This window comes from Corallococcus sicarius (assembly GCF_003611735.1).
Lineage (GTDB): Bacteria > Myxococcota > Myxococcia > Myxococcales > Myxococcaceae > Corallococcus > Corallococcus sicarius.
In genome coordinates this window covers 1-17,932 of record NZ_RAWG01000194.1, presented here as the reverse complement: position 1 = coordinate 17,932, position 17,932 = coordinate 1, and the positions used below count along the sequence as shown (strand labels likewise).

General features: G+C 69.5%; 15 protein-coding genes and 1 rRNA gene. 5 read left to right on the top strand and 11 right to left on the bottom strand.

Annotated features, from left to right (window positions below; translation table 11 throughout):
* The first annotated feature begins 101 nt into the window (after positions 1–101).
* Positions 102–347 carry a YHS domain-containing protein gene (locus tag D7X12_RS26295; protein WP_120628026.1) on the top strand — a complete coding sequence of 82 codons (246 nt, stop codon included), beginning with the start codon at positions 102–104 and terminating at the stop codon, positions 345–347.
* A gap of 33 nt (positions 348–380) precedes the next feature.
* On the opposite strand, the gene recJ is transcribed toward D7X12_RS26295, so the two are convergent.
* On the bottom strand, positions 381–2,096 hold the full coding sequence (recJ, locus tag D7X12_RS26290) for a single-stranded-DNA-specific exonuclease RecJ (RefSeq protein ID WP_120628025.1): 1,716 nt from the start codon (positions 2,094–2,096) through the stop codon (positions 381–383).
* Positions 2,097–2,266: 170 nt separating this feature from the next.
* On the opposite strand from recJ, the gene D7X12_RS26285 reads away from it, so the two are divergent.
* Positions 2,267–2,851 carry a hypothetical protein gene (locus D7X12_RS26285; RefSeq protein ID WP_120628024.1) on the top strand — a complete coding sequence of 195 codons (585 nt, stop codon included), beginning with the start codon at positions 2,267–2,269 and terminating at the stop codon, positions 2,849–2,851.
* Positions 2,852–2,917: 66 nt separating this feature from the next.
* Here D7X12_RS26285 and secF read toward each other — a convergent pair whose 3' ends face one another.
* The 6 genes from secF to D7X12_RS26255 all read right to left on the bottom strand — a co-directional run bounded on the left by secF (position 2,918) and on the right by D7X12_RS26255 (position 9,851).
* Complete coding sequence (gene secF / locus D7X12_RS26280) at positions 2,918–4,081, bottom strand: protein translocase subunit SecF (RefSeq protein WP_120628023.1); 1,164 nt, start codon at positions 4,079–4,081, stop codon at positions 2,918–2,920.
* Between the two features lie 27 nt (positions 4,082–4,108).
* A complete protein-coding gene (secD, locus tag D7X12_RS26275) occupies positions 4,109–5,881 on the bottom strand; it encodes a protein translocase subunit SecD (protein ID WP_120628022.1) in 1,773 nt (590 codons plus the stop codon).
* Positions 5,881–6,231 carry a preprotein translocase subunit YajC gene (yajC, locus tag D7X12_RS26270; protein ID WP_120628021.1) on the bottom strand — a complete coding sequence of 117 codons (351 nt, stop codon included), beginning with the start codon at positions 6,229–6,231 and terminating at the stop codon, positions 5,881–5,883. Before yajC ends, secD begins: the two co-directional genes overlap by 1 nt.
* A gap of 159 nt (positions 6,232–6,390) precedes the next feature.
* Positions 6,391–7,524, bottom strand: a complete 1,134-nt coding sequence (gene tgt, locus D7X12_RS26265) for a tRNA guanosine(34) transglycosylase Tgt (RefSeq protein ID WP_439329397.1) — start codon at positions 7,522–7,524, stop codon at positions 6,391–6,393.
* A 68-nt stretch (positions 7,525–7,592) separates the two neighbouring features.
* Complete coding sequence (gene queA / locus D7X12_RS26260) at positions 7,593–8,681, bottom strand: tRNA preQ1(34) S-adenosylmethionine ribosyltransferase-isomerase QueA (protein WP_120628019.1); 1,089 nt, start codon at positions 8,679–8,681, stop codon at positions 7,593–7,595.
* A 63-nt stretch (positions 8,682–8,744) separates the two neighbouring features.
* Positions 8,745–9,851 carry a SpoIID/LytB domain-containing protein gene (locus D7X12_RS26255; RefSeq protein WP_120628018.1) on the bottom strand — a complete coding sequence of 369 codons (1,107 nt, stop codon included), beginning with the start codon at positions 9,849–9,851 and terminating at the stop codon, positions 8,745–8,747.
* A gap of 240 nt (positions 9,852–10,091) precedes the next feature.
* Between D7X12_RS26255 and D7X12_RS26250 the strand changes: the two genes are divergently transcribed.
* The 3 genes from D7X12_RS26250 (at position 10,092) to D7X12_RS26240 (ending at position 11,753) form a co-directional block, all read left to right on the top strand.
* Positions 10,092–10,640: a hypothetical protein gene (locus D7X12_RS26250; RefSeq protein ID WP_120628029.1), complete on the top strand. Its 549-nt coding sequence runs from the start codon at positions 10,092–10,094 to the stop codon at positions 10,638–10,640.
* A gap of 157 nt (positions 10,641–10,797) precedes the next feature.
* Entirely contained in the window at positions 10,798–11,097 is a 300-nt protein-coding gene (locus D7X12_RS26245) for a hypothetical protein (protein ID WP_341868242.1), read from the top strand.
* Between the two features lie 68 nt (positions 11,098–11,165).
* The gene (locus D7X12_RS26240; protein ID WP_244224779.1) at positions 11,166–11,753 is read left to right on the top strand and encodes a hypothetical protein; all 588 of its coding nucleotides are present in this window, start codon (positions 11,166–11,168) and stop codon (positions 11,751–11,753) included.
* Positions 11,754–11,795: 42 nt separating this feature from the next.
* Here the strand turns inward: D7X12_RS26240 and D7X12_RS26235 are convergent, their stop codons facing one another.
* The 4 genes from D7X12_RS26235 to rrf form a co-directional block, all read right to left on the bottom strand.
* Complete coding sequence (locus D7X12_RS26235; protein ID WP_120628027.1) at positions 11,796–13,028, bottom strand: KamA family radical SAM protein; 1,233 nt, start codon at positions 13,026–13,028, stop codon at positions 11,796–11,798.
* On the bottom strand, positions 13,028–14,398 hold the full coding sequence (locus D7X12_RS26230) for a KamA family radical SAM protein (protein WP_120628017.1): 1,371 nt from the start codon (positions 14,396–14,398) through the stop codon (positions 13,028–13,030). The genes D7X12_RS26235 and D7X12_RS26230 overlap by 1 nt, the downstream gene beginning before the upstream one ends.
* Before the next feature lie 110 nt (positions 14,399–14,508).
* Positions 14,509–17,268 carry a serine/threonine protein kinase gene (locus D7X12_RS26225; protein WP_120628016.1) on the bottom strand — a complete coding sequence of 920 codons (2,760 nt, stop codon included), beginning with the start codon at positions 17,266–17,268 and terminating at the stop codon, positions 14,509–14,511.
* Positions 17,269–17,812: 544 nt separating this feature from the next.
* Positions 17,813–17,929 (bottom strand): 5S ribosomal RNA (rrf, locus tag D7X12_RS26220).
* Positions 17,930–17,932: the final 3 nt, after the last annotated feature.

Below are 17,932 nucleotides of genomic sequence, written 5' to 3'. Positions count from 1 at the left end.
CGCCACGGCCCGCCCCTCCCAGCGGCGGGGCCGCTGGCATGCACCCTGCTTACATTCACGCCGGGTGGGGGAGAGTCAGGGGCGTTGGCCGGAGGTGGAAGATGAAGGGCGTTCAGGAACAGGGGTACGCACAGGCCCCGGGCAAGCACTGGGACCCGGTCTGCGGCAGGCATCTGGAAGCGCCTGCCGAGCATCCGTCGTCGGAGTACAAGCAGCGCCGGTACTTCTTCTGCTCGGAGGGCTGCCGCACGGCCTTCGAGCGGCAGGCCGAGCGCTTCCGCTTCAACGAGCTGGCGCGGGCCGGCGCGCTGATGTCGCCGGGCCGGGTGCGCTGGGGGCTCGCCTAGGGCCGCACGCCACACCCAGGCGGCCTGCCAGACTCAGGCGGCCTGGCGCATGTCCTTGAGGCGCAGCGACAGCTTGCGCTGGCCCCGGAAGGTGTCGAAGCCGGCCTGGAACGCCAGGTCCACCGGCCCCTCCACCAGCGACACGCGGTCCGCCATGCCGAAGCCGATGGCATCCAGCTCCGGCGCGTCCAGCAGCGCGAGCTTGAGGTGCCCCGCGCCGCTGACGCCGGACTTCGCGGGCAGCACGCGCGGACGGGCCGTCTGCCCCCGCAGCACCAGCACCGGCTCCGGGTTGCCCTGACCAAAGGGCCCCAGCCGCTGCAGCGACTCCACCGCGGATGCGTCCAGGTCGCTCGGGTTCACCACGGCGTCCACGCGGCAGCGAGGAATCAGGTCCTCGGGCGTCAGGCGCTGGAAGGCGATCTTCTCGAAGGCCTCGCGGAAGGCGGGCAGCTGCTTCGCATCCACGGTGAGGCCCGCGGCGTGCTTGTGGCCGCCGTAGCGCATGAGCAGGTCCGAGCAGCCCGTGAGCGCGTCGTACAGATGGAACGCCTCGATGCTGCGCGCCGAGCCCTTCCCCACCCCGTCCTTCACGCCCACCATCACCGTGGGCCGGTGGTAGCGCTCCACCACCCGCGACGCGACGATGCCGATGACGCCCGGGTGCCAGCCCTCGTCGAAGAGCACCAGGCCGCGCGCGTCCCGGTGCAGCTCCGCCTGCGCGAGCGCCTGCGTGAGGATGCTGCTCTCGATGCCCTGGCGCTCCGCGTTCGCGCGGTCCAACACCTGCGCCAGCGAGCGCGCGGACTCCACGGACTCCGCGCACAGCAGTTGGAGCCCCAGCGACGCGTCGTGCAGGCGTCCGGCGGCGTTGATGCGGGGCCCCAGGCGGAAGCCCACCTGCCCCGCGGTGACGGTGGCGTCCGGCTCCAGTCCGGCCACCTCCTTCAGCGCGCGGATGCCGGGGCGGCGGCCCTGGGACAGCTCCTGGAGGCCGTGCGCCACGAGGATGCGGTTGGCGCCGGTGAGCGGCACCACATCCGCCACGGTGGCCAGCGCCACCAGGTCCATCAGCGCCTTGAGGTTGGGCTCCTTGCGCGTGGCGAAGAAGCCGTCGTCGCGCAGGCGCTTGCGCAGCCCCATGCAGAGGTTGAAGGCCACGCCCGCCGCGCACAGCACCTTCGTGGGGTACTCGCAGCCGGGCTGGTGCGGGTTGAGCACCGCCACCGCGGGCGGCAGCGTGGGCGGCACCGTGTGGTGGTCCACCACGACGACGTCCAGGCCCATCTCGCGCGCCCGGGCAATCTCCGCCACGGACGTGATGCCGCAGTCCAGCGTCACCAGCAGGCGCGTGCCGTCCTGGGCAATCTTCTCCACCGCGCCCAGGTTGAGGCCGTAGCCCTCGTCCAGCCGGTGGGGGATGTACGTGGCCGGGGGCGCGCCCAGCTCCTTCAGGAACAGGTACATCAGCGACGTGGAGCTGACGCCGTCCACGTCGTAGTCCCCGTAGAGCGTCACCTTCTCCTTCTGCCGCAGCGCGCGGAGGATGCGCTCCACCGCGCCCGTCATCCCCTTCATCCGGAAGGGGTCCGGCAGGTCCGCCAGCCGGTCCGACAGGAAGGCCGCGGCGGCCTCCGGCGTGCGGTAGCCGCGATGCAGCAACACCCTGGCCGCCAACGGGTGCAGCGAGAGCTCTCCCGCCAGCAAACCCACTTCCTGCTCAACGACGTCTGGAAGCAACCACCGCATGGAGGAGGACAGTACCTCAGACGTCCGACCATGGCAGTCCAACCCGTGCTCCCACCTCTCCCTCCTGCACGGTTGTTCAGACGTGCGCTCGCCTGGCTTCCTGCCTCCAAGCTGCACGGCGGGTACGCGGTGCCCAGCTTGGAAGCACATCCTCGGACGGGGAGGTCCGCATGCTTCGCAGGTCCATCCAGGGCGGTGCCGTGCTCATCGGAGTGCTGTGCGCGGGCACGGCCCTCGCGCAGAAGAAACAAGGCGATGTGAACGTGTTCCTGCGCGGCGGCGTGGGTGACTACACGGGCGACCTGGGCGACCTGTCCAGCACAGGCCCGCTCTGGGGCCTGACGCTCAACCTGCAACCCACCACCTTCCTCGGCTTCGAGGTCGGCTACGAGGGCTCGCAGAACCAGGTGAGCGACAGCCGCCTCCTGGATGGGCCCTCGCTCGTGCGCAACGGCGGCAGCGCGCTCGTGAAGGTGTCGCCGCCCTTCCTCACCACGGTGCGCCCCTTCGCGGGCGTGGGCCTGGGCATGTCCTACGTGGACGTGCGCGGCGCGAGCGCGGGCCTCTACGACTCCGACTTGATGGAGGAGGTGCCGCTCGCGGTGGGCCTGGAGTTCAACTCCGGCGGCCTCACCGCGGGCGTGCGCGGCACGTACCGCGTCCTCATCGACCAGGACTTCGCGGACATCACCGCGCCGGACAACGGCGGGGGCGGGCTGATGGACGCCTCGCTCACGCTGGGCGCGCGCTTCTGAAAAACGAAGGGCCCTCGCTCCCGCGGGGGGAGGAGGGCCCTCGTCACGTCAGGAGCGACGGACGGCTCAGGCCGTCTTCGGCTCCTGCTTGGGGCCGTGGTGCGCCTCGCGGGCCGCGGCGCGCTCGTCCAGCCAGATGACCACGGGGCTCGCGATGTACACCGACGAGTACGTGCCCACGAGGATGCCCACCAGCATCGCCATGGCGAAGTCGAAGATTTCACCGACGCCGAAGATGAGCAGACCGATGAGCGACAGCGCCGTCACGCCGGAGGTGAGGATGGTGCGGCCCAGCGTGTCGTTGACGGCGATGTTGATGATCTCCGCCAGCGGCTTGCCCTTGTACTTCACCATGTCCTCGCGGATGCGGTCGTAGATGACGATGGTGTCGTTCACCGAGTAGCCCACGATGGTGAGCAGCGCGGCGATGGACGTCAGGTTGAACTCGCGCTGGCTCACCAGGTAGTAGCCCGCGACCATGATGACGTCGTGGAGCATGGCCAGCAGCGCGCCGGGGCCGAACTTGAAGTCGAACCGGAACGCCACGTAGATGAGGATGGCGACCATGGAGTACAGCAGCGCCATGACGCCGCGGTTGCGCAGCTGCTTGCCCACCTGCGGGCCCACGTAGTCCACGCGGCGCTGCTCGAAGTTGGGCTTGTCCGTGCCGGCGCTCAGCGCGGCGAACACCTTGTCCGCCATGCCGCTCGCGACGACCTGGTAGTCGTAGCCCGTGCCGCCGCTGTTCGCGCCCAGGTCACGCACCTCCTGCACGCCAATCCCGGCGCCCTCCACGGCCTTCTTCACCGCGTCGGGGGCCATGGGCTGCGCGGAGCGGAAGTTGACGATGCCGTTCGCCATGTCCGCGTAGACGCTGCGCGTCTCGCCCAGCCCCTGGATGGCCGCCTTCGCGCGCTCGGCGTTCTCCTCGTTGAGCTGCGTGACGCCGCCCATGCGCAGGAGGAAGGAGTTCTCCTCCGCCGCGCCAATGCCCTGGACGCTGACGTCGTGCAGACCGCCGGCCTGGGCGCGCTCGCGCACCTGCGCCGCGGTGGTGGGCTCGTTGTACTTCAGCTCCACCACCGTGCCGCCGGCGAAGTCCACGCCGAAGTTGAACCCCACCGTGGCGATGCCCACGATGATGGCCAGGTTGATGAGGCTGGAGATGAAGATGGCCGGCTTGCGCTTGCTGATGAAGTCGAAGTTCGTCTTGTGCTTGAGAATCTGCATGGCGGGTTCCCGTGGCGCCAGCGTCGGTTAGACCGACACCGACTGCGCATTGCGGCCGTGGACGAAGTAGGTCGTGATGACGCGCGTCACGACGATGGACGTGAACAGCGACGCCAGCAGGCCCACGATGAGCGTGGTGGCGAAGCCGCGGACCGGGCCCGTTCCGGTGAAGAACAGGATGAAGCCCGCGATGAGCGTCGTCACGTGCGCGTCGAAGATGGTCCAGAAGGCGCGGTCGTAGCCCTGGTCCACCGCCGCGCGCGCCGTCTTGCCGTGGCTCAACTCCTCGCGGATGCGCTCGTTGATGAGCACGTTCGCGTCCACCGCGATGCCCAGCGTCAGCACGAAGCCCGCGATGCCCGGCAGGGTCAGCGTGGCGTTGAAGAACGCCAGGCCCGCGAGGATGAGCAGGCCGTTGAGCAGCAGCGCCACGTCCGCGATGAGGCCGGACTTGCGGTAGTAGATGGCCATGAAGACGATGACGAGCGCCAGGCCCACCAGCGCGGCCAGGCTGCCCTTCTTGATGAGCTCGTCGCCCAGCGTCGCGCCCACCTGACGGATTTCGCCCACCGTCACCGGCGCGGGCAGCGCGCCCGCCTTGAGCACCAGCGCCAGCGTCTGCGCCTCGCCCAGCCACTCCTCGAAGCTGCGGGCACCGGCGCGGCCCATGGTGATGCGCGCGCGGCCTCCGCCAATCTTCTCGTTGATGTTCGGGGCCGTATGCACGTTGTCGTCCAGCACGATGGCCATCCGCTTGCCCACGCTGGCCTCGGTGAGCTTCTCGAACTCGCGAGCGCCCGCCGGGTCGAAGGAGATGTTCACCTCCGGCTCGTTCATCTGGCTGACGGACGCGTCCGCGCCCGACAGGCTCTCGCCCGTGAGCGGCACGGCCTTGTCCACCAGGTAGCTGCGGTACGCGATGCAGTCGTTCTTCTTCACCGGGTTGGCCACGCACTGGGTGAGCACGTCACGGCCTTCCGGCGCCTTGTCCTTCGCGTACGCCAGCAGCGCCTCGCGGTTGGGCGAGGACAGCTGCGGGAAGCCCTCGTCCTCCACCAGGGTGACCTTGCTGTCGGGCGGGGGCGGGTTCTGCGCGAACATCTGCGCGAACACCTGGGGGTTGGTGTCGTCCACCATCCGGAACTCCAGCTGCGCGGTGGTGCCCACCAGCTCCTTGGCCTGCTCCGGGTTGCTGCGGCCCGGCAGGGAGATCTGGATGGAGTCGGTGCCCAGCTTGCGCACGTCCACTTCCGCCACGCCCCACTTGTCGATGCGGCGGCGGATGACGAGCATCGCCTGGTCCACGGCCTCGTCACGGAAGCGGTTCACCTGGCCCTCGTCCGGCTTGAGCACCAGCGTGCCGCCCTGACGCGACTCCTGGGAGAAGTCGGTGAAGGTGGCGAGCACCTCCTTCTGGATGGCGTCCATCGTCGCCGGATCCTTGGCCGTCAGCGTCAGCTCCAGCCGCTCCGGATCCGTCTCCGCCGTCACCTCGCCCAGCTTCTTGTCGTTGACGTAGGTGGCGATCTGCTGGCCGCGGCGCTCGGTGCGCTTCTGCAGGGCCGTCTTGGTGTCCACACGCATGACCATGTGGATGCCGCCCTGCAGGTCCAGCCCCAGGTTGAGGCGGTACTTCGCGGGGGGCGCCCATGCGGGCAGCCGCTGCTCCAGCACGGCGATGTTGTTGCGCTCGGCGCGATCCAACACCACCAGCGAGTAGAACGTCGGGACGAGGAACCAGATGGTTCCCAGCGTCACCGCGACAATCATTCCGAACTTCCACCACCAGCCGCGGTCCATTACTTGTCCTCCTTCTTCTCGGTGGAGGTCGCCGTCGGGGCCGCAGCCACCGGAACGGTTCCCTTCGCACTGACGGCCGTCTTGAGCACGCGCACGCGCACGCCACTGGCGATTTCCACGGTCACGGTGCTGTCGTCGACCTGGTGGATGCGCCCGAGGATGCCGCCCGACGTCACGACGTCATCCCCCTTCTTCAGCCCCGCGATGAGGTTGCGGTGCTCCTTGAGCTGCTTCTGCTGGGGGCGGATCATCACGAAGTACATGATGGCCACCAGCACGGCGAGGAAGCCGAAGGTCCCCAGGGGAGAGCCTGCCCCGGCCTGCGCGAGAATCAGGAAACTGTCAGCCACTCACGGCCTCGTGGTTTGGAAGGGAGGATTCGGAAAAAAAGTGGGTTGCCCCGCCCCCGGCGTACGGGTGGGGGCAAAACATCCGAAAGGGTGGCCTCTTAGCAAGGGCGCCCCATGTGAGCAAGTGAACGCCGGAAGCTCGGCAATCCCGTTGGTCGCTCACCGGCCACGGGTCCGTTCGGCTTCCTGGGCGAGCGAGCGCGCCCGGAAGTCCCGGGCGAAGGCCGCGAACCGGTCCTCGGCGATGGCGCGGCGCACGTCCGCCATCAGGGTGAGGAAGTAGTGCAGGTTGTGCAGTGTGTTGAGGCGCATCGCGAGGATTTCCCCTGCGGCGAACAGGTGGCGCAGGTAGGCCCGGCTGAAGGTGCGGCAGGTGTAGCAGGAGCACGCCGGGTCCACCGGCCGGGGGTCCTTGGCGTAGGCCGCGTTGCGGATGACGAGCTTGCCTTCCGAGGTGAAGAGCAGGCCGTTGCGGGCGCACCGTGTAGGCAGGACGCAGTCGAACATGTCCACGCCCTGCTCCACGCACGTCACCAGGTCCAGGGGGGTGCCCACACCCATCAGGTAGCGCGGGCGGTCCCGGGGCAGGAGCGGCGCGGAGTAGGCCACCCCCGCGTGCATCGCCTCCGGGGCCTCGCCCACGGAGTAGCCGCCCAGCGCGTAGCCCGGCAGGTCCACCGCGCAGATCTCCTCCGCGTGGCGCTTGCGCAAATCCTCGTGCAGGCCGCCCTGGACGATGCCGAACAGCGACGAGCGCTCGCGGCTCCAGGCCTTCACGCACCGGTGCAGCCAGCGCGTGGTGCGGGCCAGGGACTTCTCCAGGTAGGGCCGGTCCTCGGTGGACGGGGGGCACTCGTCGAACGCCATGATGACGTCCGCGCCCAGCGTCTCCTGGATGGCGATGGAGCGCTCCGGGGACAGCGAGTGGCGAGAGCCGTCCAGGTGCGACTGGAACGCGGCGCCCTCCTCCGTGATCTTGCGCTTCTCCGACAGGCTGAACACCTGGAAGCCGCCGCTGTCGGTGAGCATGGGGCGGTCCCAGGAGATGAAGCGGTGCAGGCCGCCCATCTCGCTGATGAGCGGCTCTCCGGGGCGGAGCATCAGGTGGTAGGTGTTGCCCAGGATGATCTGCGCATCCAGGTTGAAGAGATCGTCGGGGCCCACGCCCTTGACGCTGCCCACGGTGCCCACGGGCATGAAGATGGGCGTCTCGATGGGGCCATGGGGCGTGTGCAGCCGGCCGCGGCGCGCCTTGGTGCCGGTGTCCTCGTGCAACAGCTCGAAGCGCACCAGCCCCGGGGGCACGCGGGTATCGCCCTTCTCCTTGCGCTGCTCATCGCGTTGCTCGTCCACCACGGCACTCACTCCTTCACCAACATGGCATCGCCGTAACTGAAGAACCGGTAGCCCGCGCGCACGGCCTCCTGGTACGCGGCGAGCGTGCGCTCACGGCCCAGGAGCGCGCTCACCAGCATCACCAGCGTGGAGCGCGGGAGGTGGAAGTTCGTGAGGAGCACGTCCACCTGGCGGAAGACATAGCCGGGACGGATGAACATCGCCGTCTCGCCGGGGCCGGGACGCAGCCGGCCGGTGGTGGGGTCGGTGGCGGACTCCAGCGTGCGCACCACGGTGGTGCCCACCGCGACGACGCGGCGCCCTTCGGCCTTCGCGGCGTTCACGGCGGCGGCGGTGGCCTCCGGCACGGTGAAGCGCTCCGGGTGCATGTGGTGCTTGTCCAGCACCTCCTCGCGCACGGGGAGGAAGGTGCCGGGCCCCACGTCGAGCGTCACCTCCACGCGACAGATGCCCCGGGCCTCCAGGCGCTTGAACACGGCGTCGGTGAAGTGCAGCCCGGCGGTGGGCGCGGCCACGGCGCCCGACGCGCGGGCGTACACGGTCTGGTAGCGCTCGGCGTCCGAGGCGGCGGGCTCGCGGGTGATGTAGGGCGGCAGCGGCAGCCGTCCGGCCGCATCCAGGAGCGACGCGAGCGAGGCGCCCGGCGCCGCGTGGAAGCGCACCCGGTACTCGCCTCCCCCCAGGGCCTCCAGCACCTCGGCGGACAGGCCACCGGCGAAGGTGACGATCTGACCGGGCTTGAGGCCCTTGGACGCCTGCCCCAGGCAGATCCACTCGAGGGACTCCGGCGCGCCGCCCAGCGCGGCGGACGTCAGCGTGGCGGTGGCGGCGGGACGGACCACCAGCAGTTCGACCCGGCCGCCGGTGCCGGCCTTCTGCCCCAGCAGGCGTGCGGGGATGACGCGCGCGTCGTTGAGGACGAGCAGGTCGCCCTCGCGCAGCAGGTCGCCCAGGTCGGTGAAGCGCTGGTGGGTCCAGGCGCCGGTGGCGCGGCTGACGACCATCAGGCGCGACGCGTCCCGGTGGGGCAGCGGGGCCTGGGCGATCTGCGCCTCGGGGAGCTCGAAATCGTAGTCGGAGAGGAGGGACGACACGGGGGCAGCGCTTGTAGCAGTCCCCGCGCCCACGCGGAACCATCCGGGACGGCCGGCCGGGTGTCAGTAGAGCTGCTGGAACTCGGCGCCCGGGTAGTAGTGGGAGAGGATCTCCCGGTACGTCCTGCCCTGGTCGGCGAAGGCCTTGGCGCCCCACTGACACAGCCCGGCCCCGTGGCCGAAGCCGCGTCCGGTGAACACATAGCCCTTGCTGGAGGACGTCACGTCGAAGTCCAGGCTCTTGAGCCGCATGTAGCCCAGCTTGCGCCGGAACTGCACCCCGTCCACCAGGGTGCCATCCGAGAGCGTCACGCGGGTGACCCGGCGCGTGGACGTGCGTCCGGTGACGCGCATGCCATCCGGCGAGGCCTTCAGGGCCTTGCGCAGCTCGCCCTCGGAGAGGGTCGCGGACCAGCGGCTTGCGGGCAGCTTGCCGCAGGGGCAGGCCACGGGCTGGAGGTAGGGCAGGTTCCGCTGGAGGGCGTCCTGACCGGACTCGGTATGGCCGCCGCAGGAGGCATGGAAGTACGCCTCGATGGGGGCCAGGTCGTACGTCAGCACCTCGCCCCGGGTGGCCTCGACCGCGGCGCGCGTCTTGGGGTCCTCGCGGTTGACGCCGCCGTACACCTGGTGGAGCACGCTGCTGCCCATGTGGAAGGCGGCGCCGTAGGAGTCCAGCTTCTTCTGCAAAGCGTAGGTCCGCGCGGCGATGGCCTGGGCCTTGAGCGCCTCCAGCGGGAAGGACACCGGCATCTCGCTGCCGAGCACCGCGGCGAGGTAGTCCTCCAGGGGGATGACGTTGATGAGCTGGAGGCTGTTCCGGTAGAGCCGGACGACGACGTCCCCGCGAACCTGCGAGCTGCCCGCCTTGAGTGGCTCGTTGCCGGGTCCGCCCGCGTCGGAGGACTCCAGCCCCCCGCGGAAGCGCACGGCCTCCCCGACCGCCGGAGCCCCGTTGATCTCCAGCCGTCCGCCCCGGCGGCGCACGGTGGCCTGTCCCGTGCCAATGGGAACGAACGACCCGTCCTCGGCATCCGGTCCGAAGCCCAGGCCGCGCCCGCTCACGCGGACCTCGTCCCCGGGGTCATCCATGGCAATGCGCATCGTCTCCACGGCGAACGCCCGCGACGACGCGAGCAGGAGCAGCAGCAGTGCCACACGTTGCAACATGGTCGAACAGTGTAGGGGCGTGGCGGTCCGCCTCAAGAAATCGACCGGAGGTCCGGACACGCGGGGGACCGGCTCCAGCCCCGGGGACGACACCCGGCGACCGGAGGAGCAGCAGGCCCAGCCCCTCGAAAAGGGCTCGCGTCCACTGTGCCCCGAGGACCCCGCGACAGCTGCCCGGAGCCCGGAGAGTCCGCCATGGACCGCGAAAACCTCCGATGGATGCCGCAGAATGACGTCCGCGTGACCGCCTCTGTTCCTGATGCCGCCCGCCTGTCCACCGAGGCCCTCGGCGCGGCCCTCCGCGCGCTGGAGCCGCGCATGGCCGCCGTGCTGATCCGCCGTCTCGTGGAGCGCCGTCCGCTCGCGGAGTGCGCGACCTGGTACGGAATCTCCACCGCCGCCTTCTCGGTGCTGCTGTTGCGCTCCGCCATCGCGCTGACCCGGCACGTGGGCCAGCCCGCGAGGGCCCCCGAGGAAGCGGTGGAGGCCGCCGCCTGGGAGCGCATGCTGGCCGGGGCCCTGGAGCAGGCCACCGCGCCCGTGCCGGTGGCGCTCGTCCCCGTGGCCCAGGTGTGTCGGCGGTTGCAGGAACTGGGTCCCCAGATGGAGACCGCGCTGGCGCAGGCCGCGCAGGCGGACGCGGACTCCCCGGCACGGGCCCGCGAAGAGTGGCTGCGTCGCCTGGCCGTGGCCGCGCTCCTGGCACTGACGGCCTGGCTGTACTGGACCCGGCCGCAAGAACCCGAGCCCAGGCCCGAGCGCCGCATGCGCTCCCCGGAGCGCCGCTAGAGCGCACAGGGCCGGAGCCTCCCCCTTCCCTCTTCCCCAAGGCCCGGGAACCGCTGGCGGGCCCTTTCCGTGCGCCAGGGAGGCTGGACGGAGCCCGGAGCGGACGCGATATGGGTAGGGCATGCGGACGACCAGGTCATGGTGGGCCATTCTCATCGTGGGAATCGGGCTGGCGGGCTGTGCGAAGCGCGTGGACGCCCGGGTGGCCGGGGACGACGACGCGGCCATCGACGGCGCCGCGGCGCGACTCGAGGAGCTCCGGGCCCGCGAGCAGGACGACGACCTGGACTGCGCGGAACGCTGCGACGTCTCCGCGAAGACCTGCGCCACGGCGGAGCAGCTCTGTGGCCTCGTGGACCGGAACACGGACCGCGATGACCTGCCGCCGCGCTGCGCAAGCGCGAGGGAGCAGTGCGCGGGCGCCGGGGACGGCTGCGCGCGGTGTCAGGGCGGCTGACGACGCTCCCCCATGCGTCCCCACGGGCTCCATGCCTATGATGGGTCGCGACTCAGGAGCCTCTCCCCATGACCACCCGCCTCCCGCTGTTCCTCGCTGCCGCGTCGCTCGTCCTGGCGCCCCCCGTCCTCGCGGAAGAGGAAGGCCTGTCGCCGGAGAAGGTGGCGGCCATCCGCCGCGACGAATCCGCGGCCCAGGCGAAGGTGGAAGCGGCGTACGGCAACCGGAAGCCGTCGGAGATGAGCAACTCGGAGCGGGGCCAGGCCATCCGGGAGCAGCAGCAGGAGGCGGCCAAGGTCATGGAGAAGCACGGCGTCTCCGCGAAGGAGTACGCCGTCTACACGGCCAGGATGACGCCGGACGACAACTCGCGCGCGGCCAACGAGGCCAAGCGGCTCGAGGACAAGGCCAAGGCCGACAAGGCCGCCGAGGAGAAGAAGCGCGCCGGCGACGGAGAGGTCCACATCCAGCAGGGCTTCAGCGACGCGGAGCCGGTGGAGCTGGAAGCCGAGGAGGGAGCAGAGGTCTCGGTCGACGTCGACTCGAACCTGGAGTCCGCGCCCCCCGTGGACATCGCGACGATGGGCAGCGACGCCCCGGCCCCGACCGCGCCCAGCCGGAAGGCGTCGAAGTCGAACTCCCGCCGCGGTCGCTAGGCCCCCGCCGCTCTCCCGTGCACCACCAGGGGCACGGGAGCGTCAGCGGCCCTGGGAGCGCAGCTCCCGCGAACGCGCCTGCCACACCTCGTCGTAGGGGCAGGAGCAGTCGGTCTCTTCCGGCTCGGGGTAGGCGTACGTCTCGCCCTTGTAGTTGCGGAACAGGGTCTCCCGCTCGCCGCGCTCGATGACGTAGTCGGGCTGCAGGGTGACCTTTCCGCCGCCACCCGGAAGGTCCACCGCGAGGTGCGGCACGGCGAGCCCCGTGGTGTGCCCGCGGAGCTGCTGGAGGATCTCCAGCCCCTTGGCGATGGGCGTGCGCAGGTGTTCGCACCCCTCCGCCACGTCCATCTGGTGGAGGTAGTACGGGCGCACGCGGCTGCGAAGCAGCACATGCGACAGCTCCTTGATGATGCGGGCGTCCGAATTGAGCTGCCGCATCAGCACCGCCTGGTTCTCGACGGGCACGCCATGGTCCACCAGCCGCTCGCAGGCCTCACGCGCCTCGGGCGTCACTTCCTTCGGGTGGTTGAAGTGGGTGATGACGTAGACGGGCGCATACCGACGCAGCACGCGAGCGAGCCCATCCGTGACGCGCATGGGCAGGCACACGGGCACCCGCGTCCCGATGCGGATCATCTCCACGTGCGGGATCTCGCTCAGCGGCGCGAGCAGCGACTCCAGCCGCTCCTCGCTCAGCAGGAACGGGTCCCCCCCGGAGATGAGCACGTCGCGCACCTCGGGGTGGTTGCGGACGTAGTCGATGCCCCGGCGCATCTGGTCCTTGGTGAGCTCCGCCTCCCCGCCCTTGGTGATGCGGCGCCGGGTGCAGTGGCGGCAGTAGACCGAGCACGTATCAATGGCCAGGAACAGCACCCGGTCCGGATACTTGTGGACGATGCACTCCTCCGGGCGAGTCTTGTCTTCGCCGAGCGGATCCTCCAGCTCCCCGGGACGCACGCGGGCCTCGGCGCGCACCGGGATGGCCTGCATGCGCACCGGGCACGACGCGTGGTCTGGATCGATGAGCGACAGGTAATACGGGCTGATGCCCACCCGGAACAGCGAGGACGTCTCCTGCACCCCGGCGCGCTCATCGGGGGCCAGGCGCACGTAGCGCTCGAGCTGCTCCAGGTTGCGCACCGCATGCCGCTGCTGCCAGCGCCAGTCCGTCCACTCCGCGTCGGTCGCGGAGGGAAACAACCGGGCCCGCCCCTCGGCACTGACCGAGGGGCGCGCGAGCACGGGCGCGGTCGCGCCTGCGGAGGAGTCCATCACGCGGCCTTGGGCTGCTCCCGCCACCACGCCTGCCCGGACTCCGGCAGCGTGTCGATGGGATCGAAATACTCGTACTTGCGCTCGAGGGCATCGGCGTCGTTCGCCTCGACGCTCGTGCGGTAGTTCTTGGTCCAGTAGGAGATGCCGCGCTCGCGGTCGTACTCCGCCACCTGGTGGATCCACCGCTTGCCCACGAACGGCACGTCACAGACGATGCGCGGCGTCGCGAAGCCCGGCATGTAGCCCATGATGTCGTGCTGGAGCTTCTGCGCCTGCGCCACCGACAGCCGCCAGTGCTCGCTGTTGGGGATCATGTCGCACATGTAGAAGTAGTACGGCAGGATCTTCGCGTGATCGAGCAGCGTGAAGCACAGGTCCAACAGGGCCTTGGGGCTGTCGTTCACCCCGCGCAGCAGCACGCCCTGGTTGCGCACGTCGCGGAAGCCCATGTCGAGCAGCTTGCGCACGGCCTTGCCCACCAGCGGCGTGAGCTGCTCCGCGTGGTTCACGTGGGTGTGCAGCGCCAGGTCCACGCCGCGGTCGACGGCCTTCTTCGCCAGCCGGTCCAGCCCCTGCAGGACGCTGTCCTGGAGGAAGTGCTGCGGCAGGGCCATCAGCCCCTTGCTGGCCAGGCGGATGTCCCGGATGTTCGGGATGTCCATCAGCGCGCTGACGAACGGCTCCAGCGCCTGGATGGGAAGGTTCGCGATGTCGCCACCGGACACCACCACGTCGCGCACGGTGGGCGTGCGGCGCAGGTAGTCCAGCATCTGCTCGTAGCGCTCCTTCTGCCCCGTCGCGAACTTGTGCTTGGACACCTGCGGCACGTCGTTGCCGACCAGGTCCATGCGGGTGCAGTGGCCGCAGTACTGCGGGCACGTGGGGAGCATCTCCGCCAGCACCTTGGTGGGATAGCGGTGCGTCAGACCTTCGACGACCCACATGTCCGCCTCGTGGAGGCTGTCACGGCTGGCGCGCGGGTGGTTGGCCCAGTCGGTGCGGCGGTCCGCGAAGGCCGGGAGCATGTACCGGCGGACGGGGTCCTGCCACAGGTCCTCCAGGCTCATGGTGTTGAGCATCTGGGGAGGGACGAGGATGGACATCGTCGCCCGCTCCTTCTGGTCCAGCTCCATGCTCATCGCCAGGTCGTCGGGCAGCAGCGCCCCGAGCGTCGCCTTCAGCTCGCGCAGGTTCTTGACGGTGTGCTTGCGCTGCCAGAGCGCGCTCTCCCACTCCGCCTGCGTCACGTCCTTGTAGGCCGGAATGCGCCGCCAGTCGGGCTCCACGAACTCCTTACGGAGTGGATAGGTGAAGGGCTGCTGCGCGGGGCCAGCGTCGTGCTTGCCCCGAGTGGACGTCGTGTTCATGAACGCATCACCTCAACGTATGGAGCGTCTTCGGCGAGGCGTCATAGCCCGCCCCCCGACATCCCTGCTTAACAATCGCAGAGGGCACAAGATGCCCTCCGCCGCTTCCGTCAGTTCACCGGGACGTTGATCAGCTTCGCCACGCCGTCCGCTTCGATGACCACCACCTGGGGCTTGGTCGACTTGCCGTTGAGCTTGAAGACGACCTTGCGCTTGCCCACCGGGAGTTCCAGCGGGTTGCCCAGCGGGACGGGGCTGACCCGGTTCGTGTTCTTCCCGTCCACCCAGATTTGAGCGCCCGCCGGCGAGGTGCTGCAGGCGAACTTCCCCTTCGCGCTCGCAGGAGGCGCGGGCTTGGGAGGCGCGGGCTTGGGAGGCGTGGGCTTCGGCGCCGGCTCAGCAACAGCAGGTCGGGGCTTCGGAGGCGTGGGCTTCGGGGGGGCAGGCTTCGGCGCCGGCTCCGCGACGGGTTCCGCCTCCATGGCGACGGCGACCTTCACCTCGGCATCACCGGTGGACGTGAACTCGCCCTGGGAGGGCATGAACCCCGCGCGCTTCGCCGTGAAGCGGTAGGTCTTGCCCACCTCGAGGTCAGGCAGCCGGGCTCCAGGCACCTTCCCCACGGGCTTGCCATCGACGGAGATCTCCGCACCCTCCTGGCCTTCGAACACGGCGGCGAAGGTCTTCGGAGCCGGGGGCTCATCAGCAGGCTTTTCCTGAGGCTTCTCGTCCGTGGGCGTCGTGGGCGGAGGAGGCTCCTTGACGGCCACGGGAGGCGGAGGCGGGGCGTTGGGCTTCAGCGCCAGGGGGACCACGGCGGCTTCCTGGCCGGAGATGACCTCGATCTGCTGTACCGCGGGCTGGTGATCCGGAGCAGTGGCCGTGACCTTGTGCGGACCTGCGGAGAGTTCCACGACCTCGTTGGGCCGTACGGGCTCTCCATCAACGAGGACCGTGGCGCCGATGGGGGTCACGACGAAGTTGACGTATCCGGAGGACGGGCCACTGAGCATGAAGACCACGCCGAGGATGAGCAGCAGGGCCACGCCTGCGGCCGCGCCGATGATGGCGGCCTTGGGAATCGGCTTCTTGTCTCCTGCTGGCTTGGGCTTGGCCACGACCTTGGCGGGCGGGGCCGTCTTGGCCATCTTGGAGGCCTTCTGCGGGATGGTCGCAGGGCCATCGGGCTCATCGTCGTAGCGCTGCTCGTCGGAGTCCTGCGCCTCGTTGTCGTACTCGCCCTGGCCGTCACGACCGAAGTCGTCCGAGGGGTCGTCGAACTCCCCGGCCTCATCGCCGTCTGCGTCCGAGGCCTCCGCCTGGGGCCGCAGCCCGTTGTGGCGGGCGCCCACCGGAAGGGTGATGTTACCCGTGGTCTCCTCTTCCTCCGGGTCCAGCACCGGAGCGGCCGAGCCACCGCGCCCCCGCGAAGGCGGCGCCGTCGGAGCCGGCCCGATCATCGTGGCGCCGGCATAGGCCTCGCCGCCCTCATCCCCGATGATGACCTGGGACTTGGGGCCGCTCTTGTTCTTGCCGCGAGGCGCTTCATCCCGCGCGAAGGGAGAAGCGCTGGTGTGATGCCCGGCCCGGTCAATCGGGTTCTCCGACCGGCCCGTGATGCTGTCATCCACCACGACGCTGCTGTCGGCGATCCGGGTCTCGGGCGCGCGAAAGGTGTGCGTCGAGTCGACGATCTGCGTCTTGTCCGCGGCGCCATCCATCTCCGCCAGCTCCTCGGCGGTAGGCGGAGGGATGTAGCCAGGCGCAGGCTGCGCGGGCGCCGTGGAGGCCCGCCCCACGGGAGCCCCGGGGGAGGAAGGCGCAGGCGACTTCTTCTGGGAAGTCGGACGGGTCGAGGGAGGCGGAACCGTCACCCCCGAGTGCTCAATCTGGTCCGGGCGCTCGACGGAGGCATAGCGCTCCATCTTCTCCGCCTCGCGAAGCATGTCTTCCGCGAAGGCTTCCTTCATGAAGCTGGAGAGGTGCTTCGACGAATAGATGGCATCCCCCGCGAGGAGGAAGCGCATCAGGTCCTCCTGCAGGTCCGACGCCCACTGGTAGCGGTCCTCGGGCTCGCGCGCGAGCGCCTTGAGGACGACCTTCTCCAGTCCCGCAGAGATGTTCGGATTGAACTCGCGAGGCAGCGGGATGTCCGCGTTGCGCACCTTCTCCAGGGTGGAGAAGTCCGACTCGCCCACGAAGAGCTTCTCGCCCGTGAGCATTTCGTAGAGCAGCACGCCGACGGCGAAGATGTCGCTGCGCCGGTCGATGGGCATGCCCCGGACCTGCTCCGGGCTCATGTAGCCAAACTTCCCCTTGAGGATGCCGGCCTGCGTCTTCTGCGAGCGATTGGCGGCCTTGGCGATGCCAAAGTCGATGATCTTCGTCTCTCCCTCGTAGGAGACGAGGATGTTCTGCGGAGAGACGTCGCGGTGGATGATGCCCAGGTCCTGGCCGCGCGCGTCCTTCTTGCGGTGCGCGTAGTCGAGGCCTTCACACATCTTCGAGACGATGAACACCGCCTGGGCGGTGGGCATGATCTCCTTGCGACGGCGGTAGCGCTCCAGGAGCGTGCGCACATCGCGCCCCGCGACGTACTCCATGGCGATGAAGTACGTGTCCTCGTGCTTTCCGAGCTCGTGGATGTGCACGATGTTCGCGTGGTTCAGCTGAACGCTGATCCGCGCTTCATCGATGAACATCGTGATGAACTCGTCATCCTCGGCCATCGTCGGGAGGATCTTCTTGATGGCCAGGATGCGCTCGAAGCCCTCGACGCCAAAGGCCTTCGCAATGAAGACCTCGGCCATACCGCCGACGTTGATGCGCTCAAGGAGCAGGTACTTCCCAAAGAAGGTCGGCTTCTTCATCTCGCGGGGCTGCCCTGCGCCGGCGAGTACGGACCGCGGCAGGCGGTGCGCAGACCGGGGGGAGCAGAGACTCTAGATCCTGCGGCCACCGCGGTCAAACATCCACGATGACGCGATTCCCCAAGGAATCCGAGAACTTGGAGTCCAAGCGCGCCCGCCTCGCCCCACCGCGCGCACCAGGCGCTCCACAGCGCAGCAGAACCAGCGCTAAAGGAGCTCAGCCTGCGGTCCTGGACGAGCCCGGACACGCGTTCCCAACGAGCTTCCGCGCGCGTCAGCACGCGGCCCAGGGCTGAAGGAAGGCCACCATCCGAAGCCGGAGCGTGGAGGAAGGGGCGCGGATCACCTGGGCAGGTCGGAACGGATTTCACACCGCGCAGGGCGCGACCAGGCGGCACGAAGACACGCGCGCCGCAGCCATGTCACCACACGCACCAGTAGGAGCGTAGACGAACCGCAGCGAGCACCGGGACACCGGACGCCAGCCCGCAAAAGGCAAAAGCCCCTGGCGCCTTGCGGCACCAGGGGCTTTGCTCAAAAAAGAATCCGGCAGCGACCTACTCTCCCACGCGGTTTCCCGCGGAGTACCATCGGCTCTGGAGGGCTTAACTTCCGTGTTCGGGATGGGAACGGGTGTGACCCCTCCGACATTGCCACCGGAAAA